The sequence below is a fragment of the Streptomyces sp. NPDC034099 genome (genome assembly GCF_055575415.1).
In genome coordinates this window covers 77,925-94,652 of record NZ_JBVISR010000021.1, presented here as the reverse complement: position 1 = coordinate 94,652, position 16,728 = coordinate 77,925, and the positions used below count along the sequence as shown (strand labels likewise).

The following is a 16,728-nucleotide window of genomic DNA, read 5'->3' as shown; positions in this document are numbered from 1 at the left end:
GTTCCCGGGCCACGCCCCAGCCCCCCACGCACCCCCCCCCCCAGAGGAGGACCAAAGAGAAAAAAAAACCCCGGCGGCTCTCGCTCCACGGGTGTTGTCAAACCTCCCGCCCCCGCCCCCCGCACCCCCCCCGGGCCCCTCGACGCATCCCCCGGAAGAAGAGGTCTATGCCCCCTCGCAGTACCCGCCCCGCCGTCCCTCTCGATGACGACGACTACCCCGCCTACACCATGGGCCGGGCCGCCGACATGCTCGGCACCACCCCCGCCTTCCTCCGCGCCCTCGGCGAGCACCGCCTCATCACCCCCCTGCGCTCCGAAGGGGGCCACCGGCGCTACTCCCGCTACCAACTGCGCATCGCCGCCCGCGCGCGCGAACTCGTCGACGCCGGTACCGCCATAGAAGCCGCCTGCCGGATCATCGTCCTCGAAGACCAGCTCGAGGAGGCCCAGCGCATCAACGAGCAACTACGCACCCAAACACACTGAACGCCTCATCCCTGTGGTCGCCGCACGGGGAGCGCCGGCGATTCCCGGAGCAACCGGGACGTCTCCGTCCGTTGAATGGGTGGCCGGACGTATAGCGGACCGAAACCCGGGGACTCACAGAAGCGGAACGAGACTATTCGCCCGGCTGAGGTCGTACAGGCGCAGCATGGCGAGCCGCCGTTGTGGCTGCTAGGCGCACGGTCTTTGGAGGGCGCTCATGCGCGCAGTAACCGTTCACCCCCTGACTGCTGGTTCCCTGGAGGTACGTGACGTTCCTGATCCCGTTCCCGACGAAGGCGAACTCCTGGTAGGCGGCCTGGCGGTGGGCGTCTGCGGCACGGACAAGGAGATCGTGGCCGGCGAGTACGGGTGGGCACCACCCGGCCACGGCCGGCTGGTCCTGGGCCATGAATCACTGGGCCGAGTGCGCACCGCGCCGCCGAACAGCGAGTTCCAGGCCGGTGACCTGGTAGTGGGCGTCGTGCGCCGCCCCGATCCGGTGCCCTGCGGGGCGTGCGCGCGCGGCGCGTTCGACATGTGCCGCAACGGCCGCTACACCGAGCGGGGCATCAAGGAGCACGACGGCTACGCAAGCCAGCTCTGGACCGTGGAAAGTGAATACGCTGTCAAACTGGATCCCGCCCTCGAGCGCGTCGGGATGCTGCTCGAGCCCACCAGCGTGGTGGCCAAGGCATGGGAGCAGATCGAGCGAGTCGGTAGCCGTTCCTGGTTCGAGCCCCGACGGGCCCTGGTGACCGGCGCCGGGCCGATCGGCCTGCTGGCTGCGCTGCTGGGCGTGCAGCGCGGACTGGACGTTCACGTGCTGGACCGGGTCACCGCCGGCCCCAAGCCTGCCTTGGTGAAGGACTTGGGCGCGACCTACCACTGTGAGGACCTCGACCAGGTCACCTCGCAGGTCGTTCCCGACGTGGTGATCGAGGCCACCGGGGCGGGTCAGCTCGTCTTTGACGCCATGGCAGGTACGGCCACCTACGGGATCGTCTGCCTGACCGGTGTTTCCGCCAAGGGGCGGCGGCTCTCGGTCGATGCCGGGACCATCAACCGAGAGCTCGTGCTGGAGAACGACGCCGTGGTGGGTTCCGTGAACGCCAACCTGCGCCACTACCGGCAAGCAGCGGACGCCCTCGCGAAGGCGGACCGCGGCTGGCTGGAGCGGATGATCACCAGGCGGGTGCCGCTGGAGCGCGCCGCGGAGGCATTCACCGCCCAGGATGGCGACATCAAAGTGATCATCACTCTGGACGAAGACTGCTGAACCACGCGGGTTCCGCTCAGTTCGTGCACGAGCGAGGTGATCGCTTCACGGAAGGGGCGACATCGTTGGCCAGGCCCTTGCTGTAGGCGGTCAGCGCGGCCTTGGCGGCGGCGTAGGCCAGGGTCCCGTTCCACAGCGGCATACGGCGCTGGATCGAAGAGACGTGGATGACCCCGTGGTTGTCGATGCCAAAAGTGGCCGCCGCCTCGACGACAGCCGTACCTGCGCATTCGCCGCCGGTCCCGCTGCCAGTCCCGCCATGAGGGCCCACTACAACAGTCCCCGGACGAATACGACTGCTGCTGCACGCACCACCTGACACGCACCTCGCCGCCAACGGGCGTGGCTGGTGGGCTCGGCGATCACAGGAGGCTCCGCTTCAGTCGGCAGGTGTGCCGATCCTGTCGTGTTCGAGTGCCGTCAGGAGTCGCCACAGCACCTGGGCGGGGTCGAGGGCCGCGTCGATGAGCGCGCCGACGGCCGCGACTGTGGGCTTGCCCTGGGGCCCTGTTCGGTCCGGGGCTCGCATCCGGTGGCGCGCGCAAGTGCGTGCACCGCGTGGACGCACGTCGACGGAGACGGGACTTCCCCTGGCCGTGGCCTGCCTGCCGTAGGCTCAACCGGTGGGCCTCTTCGAACGATTGACCGGAACCAGGTACCCCGCCGGCGGCGTCGCACCGCTCGCCGTTGCCGAGGTCCAGAACGCACTGCTCTCGGTGAACGGGCCGGGCGTGCCTTACCGCGTGCGGCCGGCCGGCCCTGCGGAGAAGGCCGACCTGGTGGCCGACTGGCGGATGTCGCACCGCTCGTTCGGTGAACAGGTCGACCAGCGTCTGACAATCAGGATGCGCCTGGACCCGGAACGGCACGAGGTGCGGGTACTGCAGGAGCAGCGCACGAGCACAAAGGGGAGGTCGTCCACGTCGCGCGAGTACGGTCGAGGTGGCGGGTTCTCGGTGGAGTGGACGTACGAGCGGGGGCCCGACGGCCGCCGCCGCAGAGTCAAGACATGGGACACACGCGAGCTGAGCAACGTCCTGCGGCAGTCGGTCCTCGACGCGGGATGGTCGTGGCGGCCCAGACGGTTCCGGCTCTAGCGGTTTCGTTCTTCCGCCGCAGACGTCTCCCTGCGCCTTTCGAGCACCCCGGCCACATGCCGAGTTGGAACGGCGGCCGAGGTGACTGGAGCGGTACGCGCTGCGCTGAACTGCCGGCGCCAAGGCGCCAGGCCCCTTCGCGGCGTACCGTCGCCTCGTGGACGGCTTCTCCCCGTCCACGGCACCGAGACCCAATTCGGTTCGGACCTCGCACGCAGCCGATCCCCGGCGGGTGGGGCTCGAGCCCGAACGGTACGAGGTCCTCCTGGTCGTCCGCTGGCGGTATTGACCGGCTACTCGTCGGGCTCCCAGGCGATCAGCTGCTCGAACACCTTCTGGTCACCCTCGATCGTCAGGTCGCTCAGCGTGAGGCGGCCCCAGACGAAGAGGAGCAGCTGCTCGGCCGTGCCCGTGGCCGAAGCGGAGGCGGGCGCGGCGTCGTCCGTGAGGGGTGCGGGCCAGGCGCCGGTGCCGTCCAGCGCGAGGAGCCAAGAGCGGCCCTCGGTGGCGTGGTAGTGGATGGTGGCGGCCTCGTGCGGCCAGGCCGCCGGCGTGGAGTTGCAGGTGTCGAGAAACTCGGCGACGCCGTCGATCGCGACGTCCGTCGGCATCGGCTGTACGGCGCCTGCGGCGAGTTGGGCGTCGTAGGTGTGCACCAGCACCTCGTGCACCCGGCGCCTGGCAACGCCCCAGGCATTCGCCGGCGACACGCCGGCGCTCCACCACGCCCAGCACTCGCGCTCCGGGCCGGCCTTGCGCAGCGCACTCAGCAGCAGCTCGTTCGACTCGGTGAACCAGGCCAGCAGCGCCTCGAGTTCGCGCGGCGCCTCCGCGGCATCCTTGGCCGGCGGAGCCTCGGCCGGGCCCGCGTCGACGATCGCGGCCCACCAGCGCTGGCCCGTACCCAGGTGCTGCACCAGATCGAACAACGTCCACTCGGGGCAGGACGGCACCGGCGCGTCAAGGCTGGGCGCGGCGGCAACCGCACTCCGGAACGCGGCCGACCGCTCCTCGATCAGTCGCAGCAGGGCGGAATACTCAAGACTCTCTGTCACATCGCTTGGCTATCACCCCAACTCAACCGGCCGCACCCTATTTACCGGGCCGCCGTCAGCTGCGAGCTAGAGACCTTTACCCGCTGAGGTCACGGCGGTTGGAGGTCGAGCATCGATCGCCAGGAGGCACCGCTGCGTTGGCGGCGTGGTGGAGGAAGGCGGATGCGAGAGCGGTCAGGCCGTCAACGTCACCGACGCCCGGCTCTCGGTGTTTCCACCCAACCCCGAGCACACCAGCCACACCACCTGAAGGAGACCCGTGGCCAAGCTCATCTACTCGATGATCACCTCGCTCGACGGCTACGCCGAGGCGGCGGACGGAAACCTCGGTCCTGGGGTCGAGGATCCGGAGGTCCACACCTTCATCAACGACGTCTTCCGTCCCGTCGGCACGTACCTCTACGGCCGGCGAATGTACGAGACGATGGTCTTCTGGGGGACCGTGCATACCGAGGCCGATCTGCCGCCGCACATCCTGCAATACGCCCGCGACTGGCACGCCGCCAAGCCGGACCCGCCGAGCCGCGCCGGTTGCTGACATTGCACCGGCTTCTGCTGTGCCGATATAGACGCGCATCGACCGCCCACAGCGCCGTCGCGTCAGGAGACTTGGGCCTGGCTGATCGTCCACTACGCCGGGGCGGCGTTGATCACTGGGCGGCCGAGGCCGCTGATGTCGACCCCGACCGTGATGGCGGGTCTCCCCCAAGGACCGGACGAGCGCGTTGCCGGCTGGGCACGCCGAGATCATCGTCAAGCTCAACCCACCCCGCCGGCACCGCCCGCACGCTGACCGTCGCCAAACGACCAGCACAACAAAGTGATCAACTCAGGCTGCGTGGCGGGTCCGCAAAACGACGGTGCCGCCGAGCTTCTGGTGCGCGGCGTCCAGCAGGCGGCTGCCTACTGGGCTTGCCGTGGAGTTGTCCTGTCGAGCGAGCGGCCGGTTCGGCATCGCTCAGGCGGGGTGCAATGCCTACCGGCGCGTGCCACGGTGCCAGGTCGGGATGCTCCTTCGGCATGTCGTCAGCCGTCGCATAAGGTGCCGTCGCGAGGGTGTCCGCGTCCTTCGTCACAAAACGATCTTGAATGCCCTCGTTCTCGTCTCCGCAGGCACCCTTGGCCAAATAACCAGGAGGAACCAGTGTCATCCCCGCCGCTGCTCACCCCCGAGGAGAAGCTCGCCGACGCGAAGAAGCTGTTGCGCCTCCCGCGTATCGTCGTGATCTGCGGCTCCACCCGCTTCATGACCGAGATGAACGAGGCCGACCTGCGGGAGACCAAAGCGGGAAAGATCGTCGTCAAACCGGGTTGCGACATGAAGTCGCCGCACGCGCTTTGGTCCGATCCTGTCGAGGCCGAGGCGCTGAAGGTTCAACTCGACGATCTGCACCGGGCGAAGATCCGCCTCGCTGATGAGGTGCTCGTGGTCGGCGACTACATCGGAGACAGCACCCGAGCCGAGATCGCCTACGCGCGGTCGCTGAGCAAGCCCGTGCGGTTCACGCACCCCGAAGTCGACCCTGACGCCTGACCGTCCGCTGCCAGGTCAAGAGGCTGGCCGTGAACCAAGAACGGGGGCGGCCCGGAGCACCAGCCCATGTCCGCGACGTGGGTTGTTTGTTGGTCAGGCGTGGTGCGTCGTCGCACCACTTGGAAGCAGTAGGCGCGCTCGGTGTCAGTCCTGCTCTGGGCAAGGTCCGTTTGAAGACGGTCCCCGGTGCGCGCCGCGTCGGCTGCGCGCACGTGCCTTGATTTCTTCAATCACCCCGGTCTTGGCGACGGCGTAGGCGTAGGCGTTCATGTCGGCCCACTCGCGTGTCATCAAATCGCGCTTGGTGCTCTCGTAGAGGTGCCGATCCGTCTCATCGGCCCGCAGGTGGTCTCGAAGCAGCAGGTACTCGTCGATGGCTGGGTCTGCGTCTTCGAGGATGTGCAGGTGCAGGTCCCGCGATTCGGCGCGCAGCAGGCGGTGGCCGGGCTCTCGGACACGTAGGACGTATCCACACGCGAGCAAAGGGTCGAGGTACTCCTCCTCCGCGGTGATGTCGCGGACCGCCACGACGATGTCGATGACCAGCTTCATCAACACCCTCGACGCCGATGTGCCGGCCCGGCACCCGTCTAGGCGATCAACGGACGGCTCGAGCATCTTCCGAGTCCGCCCTCGGGTTCCGCAACCTCCCCAACTACATCGTCCGCGGCCCACTTGAGGCCGGTGTCTGAACGCGCGCCAGTGCCCCGATGTCATCGAGACGGTGGCCGCTTCCGTTGGTATGGGTTGTCTTACCTCACGTGGGTGTCGGTACTGACCGATAGGTTCTGTTCGCAGGGGGGCGGCACCGCGGCGGCCACTGTGCGGGAAGGGCAGCTTGATGAAACAGGGAACTACAGAGAACGGACTGCGCTGGATAGCCGATGTCTACAGCATCGGCTTCACGCTCACACTCAGCGAGGGCCTCTCGCCGCACGAGCTGCTGTGTCGCGTCGGTGCCGAGGAGCGCCACGTTGTCCCACTCACCCGCTCCGCAGCGTACGAACTGCTGCTGAGGGATGAGTCGGAGGACGTCAGTGACCTCGACTTCCTGGACTGCGAAGACGATGCGACGGTTGCCCGGCTGACGCGCGCCGGTTTTCTGCCTGCCCCGCCCAGCACCATCGTCCGAGCGGGCTCGGTAGCGGGCTGGGCTTACGCGCTGGAGGAGTTCCACTGTCGAACGGACACGTACCTCGCGGCGCTGTCCGAGCGGGGGCGGGCGTTCTGCGTGCATCGCAACGCCAAGGGCTTCAGCCGTGTCAGTTATGCCTGCCGCGGCGATGTGGTGACGTCCTTCGAGCCTGGCCTGCCTCACCTGACAGACGGCATGCCGGCCGAGGTGGCACTCGGGTTCGTGCACAGCGGTGACGAGCCGGGCGATGTCGCGTTCCTGCGGTTCCTCGAGAGCGAGCTCGCCATCCATCTCCCCTGGGAGGAGACGGAGGCCGAGCTCGTGGCAGCTGCCTTCACCTGACACCACTCCCAGATTGCCAGGTCCCGCAACCCAGGGTTGAGACGACCAACGGGGTGACATGTGGGTGTCGTTGCGCTGAGCGTAGGCAAGGCGGCAGGTGTGCCAGGCCGGGGTGGGCAGCTGGACCTCCCAGCCGATGCGACGGCCGTCGGTTCTCGTGCGTGCTCGGTATGCCCTGTTCAGCCAGCTGTCTCCCCGCGGTGCCGCCGAAGACGAAGGACGATGTATCCAACGAGCGCGACGGTGAGCAGAGCTGACACTGCGAAGCGCAGGACGCGCCAGCGCCCTCCATTGCGTGGTCCCCCAGCCCGCGGCAACCGCCCCTGCTGTTGAAGGACATCCTGCGATGAGCGCATCTGGCAGACGCATGCCCTGCTCCCACCCCATCCGCCGCCACTCCCCGGCGCGCGGGCCCGCTCGTGCCCTCCAGTGGGCCGGTCGCGTGCTGTGCTGGAGCCTCGCAGTCGGCATGACCACCGCCGCCGCGATCTGCTCCTCGCGCCGCACGGCATGTGGTGGCACGTGCTGTGGCCCCCTGCCCTGGTACCTCACCGGCGCAGCCGCCCTCACCTGGGCGTGCCTCCGCGCCCGCGAGAAAGCCGCGCAACGGCAAGCGTCCGAAGAGGACGACGACTCCCCCGGTGGGGGGACCGAGCCGCGTGACCCGACGACACCCCTCAACTTCGATGAGGTGACTGCCGCCCTCGGCGCTGCCCGTGGAACGGCCTCGCAAACCTCGCGGGTGGTTGGGTGATGCGTGATGGACGCGGGGTCTGCGGGAAGGAGGGTCCCTAACTCAGGGAGGCTGATATGGAACGTGTTCAGCTCGGGCTTGCCGAGGTGCTTGCAGCGGCGGAGGACGCCGCACCGGTGCACTCCCTCGATGTCGTAGCGCACAATCTGCGTGACCGGTTCGACGCGCATCGCGTGTCGTTCCTGTTCGTTGACGTCGTCGGCCGCCGATTGCTGCGGGTGAACGAGGAGAAGACAACGGCGCACGAGCGCGGCGCTGATCAGGTACCGCTGGCTGACAGCGTGTACGACGAGGTTCTGCGGACCCAGAAACTGGTACGCACGTCGGAAGGCGCACAAGGGCACCGCGTGCTTTCCCCGGTCAGCAACCGCGGCGACACCATCGGCGTCCTGGAGCTCTATCTCGACCATGTGACATCAGACGTGCTGGCGCAGGTCGAAGAGGTCGCGCACGCGCTGGCGTACATCATCGTCACCGACCGCCGCTTCACCGATCTCTATTACTGGGGCAATCGCGCCGGCTCGGTCACCCTGGCCGCGGAGATCCAACGCCAGCTCCTGCCCTCGGCCCCCTCCTGCGAGGCCGCCGAGTTCGCCCTCGCCGGTGCTCTGGTCCCGGCCTCCGACATCGCCGGTGATACCTACGACTACAGTCTCGACCACGACACTCTGCACCTGTCGATCACCGATGCGATGGGCCACGACGTCGACGCCTCGCTCATCGCCACTCTCCTGGTCAATGCCTCCCGCGGCGCCCGCCGCGCCGGGGCCGGCCTTGCCGAACAGGCCCGCCAGACGCACCAGGCCGTCCTCAGCTACGGGCGCCGTACCTTCGCCACCGGCCAACTCCTGCGCATCGCCCTGGACGGGTCCAGCGCACAGCTCGTGAACGCCGGCCATCTCTGGCCCCTGCGGCTGCGCAACGGCACCGTCGAGGAGATCCCGCTGCACATCAACCTCCCCTTCGGTGTGCCCGCCCGGGCCCCTTATCGGGTGCAGGACTTCGACCTGCGCCCCGGTGACCGCCTAGTGCTCTACACCGACGGCATGCAAGAACGCCAGGCGGGAACCGTCGATCTGCCCGGCGTCATCCGGGACACCGCTGGTGAGCATCCCCGCGAGGCCGTACGCGCCATGGTCAACGCCGTCACCGACGCCTGCAAGGGCGAGGTGAGGGACGACGCCACGGTCCTGTGCCTGGACTGGTACGGGCCAGCGCCGGAGATCACAGCGTGAACACCTCGCGCCGCGCCGGCGATTCTCACTGATCCTGCGGACGAGTTCCGCCGACGGGTGACGGGAAGGCCTCGTCCTGCACGATCGGTGCGGTCTCTCACTGAGTGGTCGGGTTACTGCGGTGCGACACAGGCGTACGGCCGATCGAGGAATCAGGGGATCATCACGCAGTGGTTCTCGATGACCCGACCACCACGATCGAGACCGCCGCAAACGGCCAGCCTCGGATAGGCCCTGATCTCCTGATTGACGACGAACCGCCACCGCGAGACGTTCGCCTTGCTCCCCCGGTAGTCGCCGACGAAAGCACGCAATGTTCCCGGCAGGCCGTCCCGCGTGGTGACGGTGATGTCCTGGACGTAGTCACGGCCCTGGTAGGCAGTGGCGACGCAGATATAGGTGCCGCAGGTGGACTTCACTTCGGCACTCGCCGGCGCTGCGGTCACCAGCAGCAAGCCGATGACGGCACCGAAGGCAACCGTGACCGTGGAGATTCGCAACCGTGCCCTACGAGCTTTGGCCATAAGCCTCTCCTGTTCGCGTGCACTGAATCACCTTCTGGTTACACACTGTGCCGGGCCGGCTTCAAGGCACGCAAGACAGACGCCCGTTCGATGCGTGACTAGGCCCAGGGCGCCAGGAGGGCGATGACGGGTCAGCCGAGTGGGTCGGTGGGCTCTGTCGTCCGGGCGCGGGTCGCCGCCAGGCTGGCGAGGAGCCTGAGATGGTCTTCGGCGTCGTGCACAACTCGCCGGGGCACGGGCAGGTCCGGGGACTGGTAGGTCAGCCTGAGGAGGCCGGACTTCGGGTGCTGCAGCCGTTTGACGCCTTCGTGGCGGATACGGACGTCGTGCGCGGCCCACAGGGTGCGGAAATCGGCACTGAGGGTGGACAGTTCGCCGATCAGCTCGCGCAGGGCCCGGTCATGCGGTTCACGCCCGGCCTCAGCGCGCAGCAGAGCGACGGTGGCGGCGGCATCGGCGTCCCAGCCGTCGGCCGCGGACAGCCGTATCAAGGCGGTCGCCACGGCCTTGATGTACGACATGTCCCGCGGCCACGAGGAGTACTACACGCGTGAGCAGAGCCAGAAGGTCGTGGACCACCTCAGCCGGCAGCGCTGGATCGACGCCGAGAACGGCACCTTCGCGCGCGGGTCACACGAGATCCCCTTCGACAGGGACGGCGATGTCGCCCCCGCGCACCGCGTGCTGCCCGAGACCCTCCCGGTGGACGCCGACCTGTTGGCGCCCCGTAAGGCCCTTCTCCTGATCATTCCGGGCGCGGACCACGTCGACCCGCTCGACGTTCCCGCCCGCCTGCTCAGGTACGAAGGGACAAGTAGTAGTCGCCGACCCCGGACAGGTAGCCGGGGTCGGCCGTCTCGCTGTCGGTGGCGAAACGGGGAGCGGCTTTGATCTCCTCCCGGGACGGTGCGACGTGCACCTTCTGCGCCTCGGTGTCGATGCCGGTGACGGCGCCGGCCGGGATCAGGACGCTTCTGCCGAACTTCCACACTCCGGTGTCGACGACGAGGTGCTGCATGCCGGGCTGGTCCTGCTGGCGGTCCACGTGTCCGATGACGCCGTCGGCGGCCTCCACAGTGAACCCCACCAACGACTGCTGGGCCCCGTACCCGATCTCCGGCGCGTACATCCAGACACTTGCCATTGGTCCCTCTCCTGTCCTCAGCAAACTGAGCTGCGGTCCTTCTCAGCCTCTATGCTTCCCCCTCTTCCCCGGCGCCTGCGGGACAACCAAGCGGAAATCACCAAGGGATACCGAGCGTCAGACCGCGGCAGGCTCGCTGACGAAGAGGCCGGGCCCTCCTGCTGATGTGCGGGCCGTTCACCGGTGATTGGCTACCGAGTACCGAAGGGAATGACGCCCCTCCCAAGGGGAACGCCCGGTACCACGCCGGTCGTATCGGTACACGGGTGCGAGGTCCGCGACCATGGGGCGACGTCGCCCAAGTGGTCCGGCAGCCCAGGGCATGCCCTCCAACGCACACCACACCACACCGCACCCGCGCCGAAAGGTCTCTCGGGCGCGGGCGCCGCCCCGACCGGTCAGATGACCGATACGGGGCCGTCCTCCCGACCCCCGTGGCGGGAGGACGGCCCGGTCTTTTCGGCGGCCGTCCGGTCAGTACAGCTTGTCGACGGCCGTGCTCGTGGTCTTCTTGAAGGCCGCCACGGGCGCGTTCTGGAAGTCGCCCATCTGTCCCCACTTGACGACGGTGACGGTCCTGCCGTCCCGCCCGACCGACAGCAGGGCGATGTCGTTGGCGCCCCAGGACGTCTCGGTGTGCAGGCCACGGACGCGGGCGCCCTCCTCGACCGGCAGCTTGCCGTAGTCGCGGCCGTCGGCCTCCACGTCGGGCGAGGACCCCTCGATGCGGTCGGCGCAGGTGCGGATCAGGTCGTCGTAGTGCTTCGCCAGGGCCTTGGCCTGCCCGGCTGAGCCCGTCACGACGGTCAACTGCACGGCGCTGGTGTCCAGGCCGGTCCGGAACTGCCGGTGCCGGTAAGCGTAGGAAGGCACGCCCTCCGTGCTCACGCAGAGGCCGAGTTCCTCCGGGAACCCGTCGGTGACGGGCCCGGCGGTCCAGGTCGACGTCGGGTGCGGCGGCAGTTGAGACGCCGACAGGAACGTGGGCGCGGCAGCCTTCGGCGCGGCGCCGGCGGCCGGTGCCGTGAGGACCGTGGCCGCCGCGAGTCCGGCGACGGTGAGTGCGGTGAGCGCGCTTGTTCGGATGCGCATGGACATGGGCGTTCCCCCGTGGATGAAGCGTGGACGTGGCTGCCGCGGGGCGCCGGCTGGTAGGCCCGGGCCTGGTCGGTGCGGCACCAAGAGCATCTGCGGTCACGGTGGCCGGGCGCAACAGCCGACGGCCGATCGGGCGGGGTGGAACCATCCCAGCCCGTCCGACGTGCAGGTACATGGGGTGCCTGGGATATCGTCCCGGGCCAGATGGGTCGTACGAGGACGGGTGGACCTGTGTCGGCACAGGAGGACGGCGACGGCATCGACGAAGTGGCTGAGTTCGCGGCGCTGTTGCGGGCGCTGAAGGAGCGCACGGACCGCAGCTACGGCTCGCTGGCCCGCCGTCTGGGCATGAACACCTCGACGCTGCACCGCTACTGCGCGGGCGACGCGGTGCCGCTCGACTTCGCCCCCGTGGAACGCTTCGCGGCCCTGTGCGGGGCGACCTCGGAGCAACGCCTGGAACTCCACCGTCGTTGGCTCAGGGCAGTGGCGGCCCGCCGCCGGCCTCGTACGGCGGAGGCGGTGGTGAGCGCGGCCGGTGCTGCGGCGGTGGAAGCCGTGAACGACGCGGCGGACGGGCCGGACACAGGGGTGGAGGGCGGCACCGCATCGGACACGGCGCCGACGGCCGCCGGCGGATCGGTGGCCCCGGCGGACTCCGCGCCGCACGGCACCAGCGACTCGGGCGCCGAAACAGCCCGTGCGTCCGGACCGTCCTGGGCGACCGCGCCCCCGCGCCCGCGCCGCCCCTGGTACCGCCGCAGACGTCTCGTGGTCGGGCTGGCCTCCGTCTGTGCCGTGCTCGCGACGCTCGGGACCCTGTCCGCGCTGCCGGACGGGCGGCGGCCGTCCGCCGACGGTCCCGGTCAGGTCGCCGGCCCTACGGCGTCCGGTACGGCGGAGGCCAGGTCGGGCGAGCGGCGGAGCATCTCCCCCAGCCCTGGCGGCATCCCCGGCTCCGACGCCTCCGGCACCTCCGGGACGTCCGCGCGGCCTTCGGGCTCCGCCACTGCGAAGAAGAAGCCAGGTGCCTCTCGCCCGCCCGGCGCGACATCCGCCCCGTCCCGCGGTGGACAGCCCGCCGGGCTGCCACTCACCTGGTCCGTCAACTCACAGGCATGGAAGCTGGGTTGCGGTCACGATTACGTCATCGCCAAGCCGCCGAGCCAGGTCCCCCCTCCCCCCGCCCCGCAGGACGCGGCGCCGTGGGCGGCGACGCAGAGCGCGGTGCACGGCGGCGAGACGCTGGTGCAGTTGTCGGTGCAGGGGCGCAGTGACACGGCCGTCGTGCTGGAGGCGCTGCGCGTGCGCGTGGTCGGCCGCACGGCGCCGGCCGACGGCAATGCCTACGCGATGGACCAAGGCTGCGGCGGATCGATCACTCCCCGGTACTTCGCCGTGGACCTGGACAAGGACCGCCCCATCGCCCGCGCGGTCGCCGGGAACGACGCCGGCACGCCCATCCCGGCCGTGCGCATGCCCTACCGCGTCTCCGCGAAGGACCCCGAGGTGCTGCTGGTCACGGCCGGGACCAGCTCGTGCGACTGCCGCTGGTATCTGGAGCTGGACTGGTCCTCCCAGGGCCGCACGGGCACCGTCCGCATCGACGACGCCGGCCGCCCGTTCCGCACCAGCGCCATCGACGGCCTGCCCCGCTACATGTACGACACCCTCGGACGCCGATGGGGGCCCTACAGGTGACCGGCTGCGCAGCACCGTCGAACGGTGCGTCAACCGTCTGAAGCAGTGGCGAAGCAGGCGTCTTGCTCTGGTCGGAACACCTGGTCCAACCCTAGCCTCGTGCCAGGGCCTTGATCTCTGGAGGCAGGCTGCCACCGGGTTGGACGGCGAGGAGCACGATCTCGTCCGAGGTGTACCGCATCGCGATGGCTACACGTGGATTCAAGCCGTCCACGGCGTAGGCCGTGCCCGGTTCGGACCTCGCGTCATCGTCGTCGTGGCCCGGCGTGTCATCGCAGGGCGGGAACTCGGCGGGGCCGAGTGCTTCGCCCACAGTGAAGCTGACGTTGTCCACCTGCGTGTAGGTGCGGCCCCCGTACAGGGCGGCGATCGCGCACGACCCTTCGGCCTCCCCGCCACCGCCCCGTGTCGTGCAGGCGGTCGTCAGCGCGGCCGCGACCATGCCCGAGTACCACGGCAGCTGCCGCGACCGCGTCGACGTAGCGGCGTTGCGTCGGCTCGACATGCTGAATCGCATCAGTGGGCTCCTTCTGGAGCGTGTGCTCCGTCTCACCGGGTGCCGCATGACCCAGGGGAGGTTCGGGCCCCCGGGCGCGGCTCCCGATCAATTCACGACCATGACGGAGCTCGAGGCGGACTGGTTCGTTCCGCTCTCGGTGGCTGGCACTTCTCACAAGATGCTCGCCGGTCTGGGCCCCCTTTGCGGGCTCCGGCCGCCTGCTGGCATGAGCCGAGCAGTTGTCGGGTGTACGCCTCCCGTGGCGACTGGTGGAGCCGCCTCACCCGGCCAGTTCACCGAGGAGTGTCCAGGTGCGTCGACGGTCGGCCTCTCCCGCGATCTCCGTGCCGGAGAACACCACCTCCGTCGCCCCGGCGTCCCGGTAGCGCCGTAGTTCGGCCGCGACCGTCCGCTCGTCGCCGATGACCGCCACGTCGGACGCCCGGCGTCCCCCGGACTGCTCGATGACACGCTCGTACGACGGGATCTGTTCGTAGAACGCCAGTTGTTCGGTGGCCTTCTCCCGCACCGCTTCCACGTCGTCCGTGACGACTCCATGGACCAGGGCGACGATCCTCGGCGCGGGTCGGCCGGCGGCCTCGGCCGCTGCCGTAAGGGCCGGAACGATGTGCGTCTCCAGTGCGCGCGGGCCCGCCAGGTAGGGCAGGATCCCGTCCGCCAGTTCGCCGCTGACCCGCAGGGACTGCGCTCCCATCGCGGCGACCAGCAGGGGGACGCCTGCTTCCGCGCCGGGCACGCGGGCCGGGACCGGCGTGCGGGCCGTGACCAGTTCGCCGCGGAAGTCGGCGGTGCCGGTCTGCGTCAACTGCCGCAGTGCGGTGAGGAATTCGCGCAGCCGGGCGATGGGCCGTTCGAACGGCAGGCCGAAGCCGCCCTCGGTGAGCAGCTTGGTGCCCAGCGCCAGTCCGAGGTGGTAGCGGCCGTGCTTGGCCGCCTGGGCGGTCTGGGCCTGGCTGGAGACGATCAGGGGATGCCGTCCGAAGACGGGGATCGCGGAGGTGCCCACGTGGATTCCGGGCACCTCGCGCCCGACGATTGCGGCGAGTTGGGGCGAGTCCGCGCCGAAGGTCTGCCCGAACCAGGCGGAGCGGAGTCCCGCGGCGGCGGCCTCACGGGTCAGTTCCACCGAGGCGTCGACCTGATTCCGCGCGTCGCTCGCGTTGAGCGCTACTCCTACTGTCATCAGGCTGCCGTATTGCATCCAATGCAACATACGGTTCGCACGATCAAGGCGAGTTTGTGGCAGGTGGTGGAGAGGTTAGTTCCAACCCGTCGATGCCGCTGACGCTCTGGCCAGGCCCGCGTAACCAACCCAACGTTGTTGCGTTGAATGCAACGTGAGTCGAGTCATTGATTTGCCAGGGGCCGCGCACCTGGTCCTCGCCGACGGGGTCGTGCACTTGGACCCCGAGCCGCGTCCAGTTGTGCTCACGGTGTTTCCTCAAGGCCCAACTGGCCAAGCGACTCGGCGGAGATGAGCAAGCTCTCCCCTCTCCCCTGGCGGCCACTTACCTGGCCCTGGTCGGCGCCGGGCGACCGCACAGCGTGATCTATTGGCTGTCCCACGACGGGGTCAGCGATCTACTGAACCAGCTCACGTGCACTGGCACGAAGCCGACCCACCAGCAGTTCGACGAGCTGGCCAGCACGCCGACGACCCGATACGTCCGCGACCTGCTCGTCGCGGCTGGACTCCTGCCTCCGCGAGACGAGTACCTCGAAGCCCTTCCTCGAGCGGCGGATGAACTGTTAGCGCAGGCGCCCGACCACCATCGCCGGATCGTCACTCCCTTCGCCCACTGGGACCTCCTTCATCGATTCCGCCGCGCTAACCGTCACAGACCCACTCGAATCCCTACGCAGAACAGAACGAGGTCAACGCTGAGGCGAGTACTCGAACTGCTGACCTGGCTCGATGACCAGGGAACAAGACTTGATCAGCTCACTCAGCTCGTCCTCGACCAGTGGCTCGACGAAGGCAGCATCACGAGAAGGGACGTCAGGCCCTTCATCACCTGGGCCGGGCGCCGCGGCCTCGCCTCAGATCTGAACGTGCCGTCACCACGTGTCGCGGCACCCAAGACGTTCATCAAAGAGGAAGAGCGGGTTCAGCAACTGCGCCGCTGCCTCTCGGCAGCGGCTCTCCCTGGCATCGTCCGCACCGTCGGGGCCCTGGTACTACTCTTCGGATTTCCCTACACACGGCTCCTCGGCCTCACCATCCACGACGTGATCGTCAGCGGCGACGCCGTGGAACTCGGCATCGATGGACACAGCCTGCGCCTGCCGCCCAGAGTCGATCAACTGCTGCTTGAGCAGCGGAAAGTAAGCGCGGAGCGCTGGACCATCAACCAGACAGCCAGCACAACACCGTGGCTCTTCCCCGGCCAGGAACCCGCGCGACCCATCCGGTCCGAATACCTCGGCCTACTGCTCCGACGCCACGGCTTCGAAGGCCTCGCCAGCCGCAACAGCGCCCGCCTCGCCCTGGCCTCCGACCTGCCAGCATCCGTCCTCGCCAACCTCACCGGCACGAGCATCAGCAACGCCACACGGTGGACCGCATACGCGAAGCGGGACTGGTTCGACTACATCGCCTGTCGCAAGCAAACCTGACCAGAAAAAGAACCGTGCTCAGCCCGCTCCAAGGCCGACCGAGACTCGTTGCCCGCGCGCACCACGAACGTCTACTGATCAGAGGGATCGGTAAACGAGGTCGGCTTGCCGGTGGCGTGGGCGTATGCGATCTCCCGGCTCGTGGACTCGCCGATATACCCGCCTGGGAAAGCGCCTGAGTTCGCGATTTCTGAAGCGCCGGCCTCACG

The 16,728-nt window shown here is 68.8% G+C and carries 16 protein-coding genes and 3 pseudogenes; 9 read left to right on the top strand and 10 right to left on the bottom strand.

Going from position 1 to position 16,728, the window contains the following annotated elements:
- The first annotated feature begins 167 nt into the window (after nt 1-167).
- Entirely contained in the window at nt 168-488 is a 321-nt protein-coding gene (locus tag ACZ56V_RS37045; RefSeq protein ID WP_104630274.1) for a MerR family transcriptional regulator, read from the top strand.
- A 217-nt stretch (nt 489-705) separates the two neighbouring features.
- A complete protein-coding gene (locus ACZ56V_RS37040) occupies nt 706-1,764 on the top strand; it encodes a glucose 1-dehydrogenase (RefSeq protein ID WP_468948002.1) in 1,059 nt (352 codons plus the stop codon).
- A 52-nt stretch (nt 1,765-1,816) separates the two neighbouring features.
- On the opposite strand, the pseudogene ACZ56V_RS37035 reads toward ACZ56V_RS37040, so the two are convergent.
- Nucleotides 1,817-1,936: pseudogene (locus tag ACZ56V_RS37035) on the bottom strand (short-chain dehydrogenase); the annotation flags it as partial.
- 451 nt (nt 1,937-2,387) lie between these two features.
- Between ACZ56V_RS37035 and ACZ56V_RS37030 the strand changes: the two are divergent.
- Nucleotides 2,388-2,861 carry a hypothetical protein gene (locus ACZ56V_RS37030; RefSeq protein WP_468948000.1) on the top strand — a complete coding sequence of 158 codons (474 nt, stop codon included), beginning with the start codon at nt 2,388-2,390 and terminating at the stop codon, nt 2,859-2,861.
- 293 nt (nt 2,862-3,154) lie between these two features.
- Here ACZ56V_RS37030 and ACZ56V_RS37025 read toward each other — a convergent pair whose 3' ends face one another.
- Complete coding sequence (locus ACZ56V_RS37025; protein WP_467380396.1) at nt 3,155-3,916, bottom strand: maleylpyruvate isomerase family mycothiol-dependent enzyme; 762 nt, start codon at nt 3,914-3,916, stop codon at nt 3,155-3,157.
- A gap of 259 nt (nt 3,917-4,175) precedes the next feature.
- On the opposite strand from ACZ56V_RS37025, the pseudogene ACZ56V_RS37020 reads away from it, so the two are divergent.
- A pseudogene (locus tag ACZ56V_RS37020) lies at nt 4,176-4,424 on the top strand (dihydrofolate reductase family protein); the annotation flags it as partial.
- Nucleotides 4,425-4,863: 439 nt separating this feature from the next.
- Here the strand turns inward: ACZ56V_RS37020 and ACZ56V_RS37015 are convergent.
- Nucleotides 4,864-4,992, bottom strand: a pseudogene (locus tag ACZ56V_RS37015) (IS982 family transposase); the annotation flags it as partial.
- 68 nt (nt 4,993-5,060) lie between these two features.
- Between ACZ56V_RS37015 and ACZ56V_RS37010 the strand changes: the two are divergent.
- Nucleotides 5,061-5,450 carry a hypothetical protein gene (locus tag ACZ56V_RS37010; RefSeq protein WP_398909135.1) on the top strand — a complete coding sequence of 130 codons (390 nt, stop codon included), beginning with the start codon at nt 5,061-5,063 and terminating at the stop codon, nt 5,448-5,450.
- 144 nt (nt 5,451-5,594) lie between these two features.
- Here the strand turns inward: ACZ56V_RS37010 and ACZ56V_RS37005 are convergent, their stop codons facing one another.
- Nucleotides 5,595-6,068, bottom strand: a complete 474-nt coding sequence (locus ACZ56V_RS37005; protein ID WP_468947997.1) for a GrpB family protein — start codon at nt 6,066-6,068, stop codon at nt 5,595-5,597.
- A gap of 223 nt (nt 6,069-6,291) precedes the next feature.
- Between ACZ56V_RS37005 and ACZ56V_RS37000 the strand changes: the two genes are divergently transcribed.
- Both ACZ56V_RS37000 and ACZ56V_RS36995 read left to right on the top strand, forming a co-directional pair.
- Nucleotides 6,292-6,927 carry a DUF6461 domain-containing protein gene (locus ACZ56V_RS37000; protein ID WP_467380392.1) on the top strand — a complete coding sequence of 212 codons (636 nt, stop codon included), beginning with the start codon at nt 6,292-6,294 and terminating at the stop codon, nt 6,925-6,927.
- 810 nt (nt 6,928-7,737) lie between these two features.
- Nucleotides 7,738-8,916 (top strand): PP2C family protein-serine/threonine phosphatase, encoded by a 1,179-nt coding sequence (locus ACZ56V_RS36995; RefSeq protein WP_468947995.1) that lies wholly within the window; start codon nt 7,738-7,740, stop codon nt 8,914-8,916.
- 152 nt (nt 8,917-9,068) lie between these two features.
- On the opposite strand, the gene ACZ56V_RS36990 is transcribed toward ACZ56V_RS36995, so the two are convergent.
- The 4 genes from ACZ56V_RS36990 to ACZ56V_RS36975 all read right to left on the bottom strand — a co-directional run bounded on the left by ACZ56V_RS36990 (nt 9,069) and on the right by ACZ56V_RS36975 (nt 11,682).
- A complete protein-coding gene (locus ACZ56V_RS36990; protein WP_104630267.1) occupies nt 9,069-9,440 on the bottom strand; it encodes a hypothetical protein in 372 nt (123 codons plus the stop codon).
- 131 nt (nt 9,441-9,571) lie between these two features.
- Entirely contained in the window at nt 9,572-9,961 is a 390-nt protein-coding gene (locus ACZ56V_RS36985; protein ID WP_467380389.1) for an MmyB family transcriptional regulator, read from the bottom strand.
- Nucleotides 9,962-10,236: 275 nt separating this feature from the next.
- Entirely contained in the window at nt 10,237-10,584 is a 348-nt protein-coding gene (locus tag ACZ56V_RS36980) for a PRC-barrel domain containing protein (RefSeq protein ID WP_398909123.1), read from the bottom strand.
- 474 nt (nt 10,585-11,058) lie between these two features.
- Nucleotides 11,059-11,682 (bottom strand): hypothetical protein, encoded by a 624-nt coding sequence (locus ACZ56V_RS36975; protein WP_468947992.1) that lies wholly within the window; start codon nt 11,680-11,682, stop codon nt 11,059-11,061.
- A 204-nt stretch (nt 11,683-11,886) separates the two neighbouring features.
- On the opposite strand from ACZ56V_RS36975, the gene ACZ56V_RS36970 reads away from it, so the two are divergent.
- Entirely contained in the window at nt 11,887-13,383 is a 1,497-nt protein-coding gene (locus tag ACZ56V_RS36970) for a helix-turn-helix domain-containing protein (RefSeq protein ID WP_468947990.1), read from the top strand.
- A gap of 91 nt (nt 13,384-13,474) precedes the next feature.
- Here the strand turns inward: ACZ56V_RS36970 and ACZ56V_RS36965 are convergent, their stop codons facing one another.
- Both ACZ56V_RS36965 and ACZ56V_RS36960 read right to left on the bottom strand, forming a co-directional pair.
- Entirely contained in the window at nt 13,475-13,900 is a 426-nt protein-coding gene (locus ACZ56V_RS36965; protein WP_468947988.1) for a DUF6281 family protein, read from the bottom strand.
- Between the two features lie 262 nt (nt 13,901-14,162).
- Nucleotides 14,163-15,086, bottom strand: coding sequence for an LLM class F420-dependent oxidoreductase (locus ACZ56V_RS36960; protein WP_468947986.1), 924 nt, complete (start codon nt 15,084-15,086; stop codon nt 14,163-14,165).
- Between the two features lie 362 nt (nt 15,087-15,448).
- On the opposite strand from ACZ56V_RS36960, the gene ACZ56V_RS36955 reads away from it, so the two are divergent.
- The gene (locus ACZ56V_RS36955) at nt 15,449-16,519 is read left to right on the top strand and encodes a hypothetical protein (RefSeq protein WP_468947984.1); all 1,071 of its coding nucleotides are present in this window, start codon (nt 15,449-15,451) and stop codon (nt 16,517-16,519) included.
- The last annotated feature ends 209 nt before the right edge of the window (nt 16,520-16,728 follow it).

Bases quoted from the DNA above. Each gene is read 5' to 3' on its own strand.
- ACZ56V_RS37045 (WP_104630274.1), top strand. From the start codon at position 168: ATGCCCCCTCGCAGTACCCGCCCCGCCGTCCCTCTCGATGACGACGAC.
- ACZ56V_RS37040 (WP_468948002.1), top strand. From the start codon at position 706: ATGCGCGCAGTAACCGTTCACCCCCTGACTGCTGGTTCCCTGGAGGTA.
- ACZ56V_RS37005 (WP_468947997.1), bottom strand. From the start codon at position 6,068: ATGCTCGAGCCGTCCGTTGATCGCCTAGACGGGTGCCGGGCCGGCACA.
- ACZ56V_RS37000 (WP_467380392.1), top strand. From the start codon at position 6,292: ATGAAACAGGGAACTACAGAGAACGGACTGCGCTGGATAGCCGATGTC.
- ACZ56V_RS36995 (WP_468947995.1), top strand. From the start codon at position 7,738: ATGGAACGTGTTCAGCTCGGGCTTGCCGAGGTGCTTGCAGCGGCGGAG.
- ACZ56V_RS36990 (WP_104630267.1), bottom strand. From the start codon at position 9,440: ATGGCCAAAGCTCGTAGGGCACGGTTGCGAATCTCCACGGTCACGGTT.
- ACZ56V_RS36985 (WP_467380389.1), bottom strand. From the start codon at position 9,961: ATGTCGTACATCAAGGCCGTGGCGACCGCCTTGATACGGCTGTCCGCG.
- ACZ56V_RS36980 (WP_398909123.1), bottom strand. From the start codon at position 10,584: ATGGCAAGTGTCTGGATGTACGCGCCGGAGATCGGGTACGGGGCCCAG.
- ACZ56V_RS36975 (WP_468947992.1), bottom strand. From the start codon at position 11,682: ATGTCCATGCGCATCCGAACAAGCGCGCTCACCGCACTCACCGTCGCC.
- ACZ56V_RS36970 (WP_468947990.1), top strand. From the start codon at position 11,887: ATGGGTCGTACGAGGACGGGTGGACCTGTGTCGGCACAGGAGGACGGC.
- ACZ56V_RS36965 (WP_468947988.1), bottom strand. From the start codon at position 13,900: ATGCGATTCAGCATGTCGAGCCGACGCAACGCCGCTACGTCGACGCGG.
- ACZ56V_RS36960 (WP_468947986.1), bottom strand. From the start codon at position 15,086: ATGACAGTAGGAGTAGCGCTCAACGCGAGCGACGCGCGGAATCAGGTC.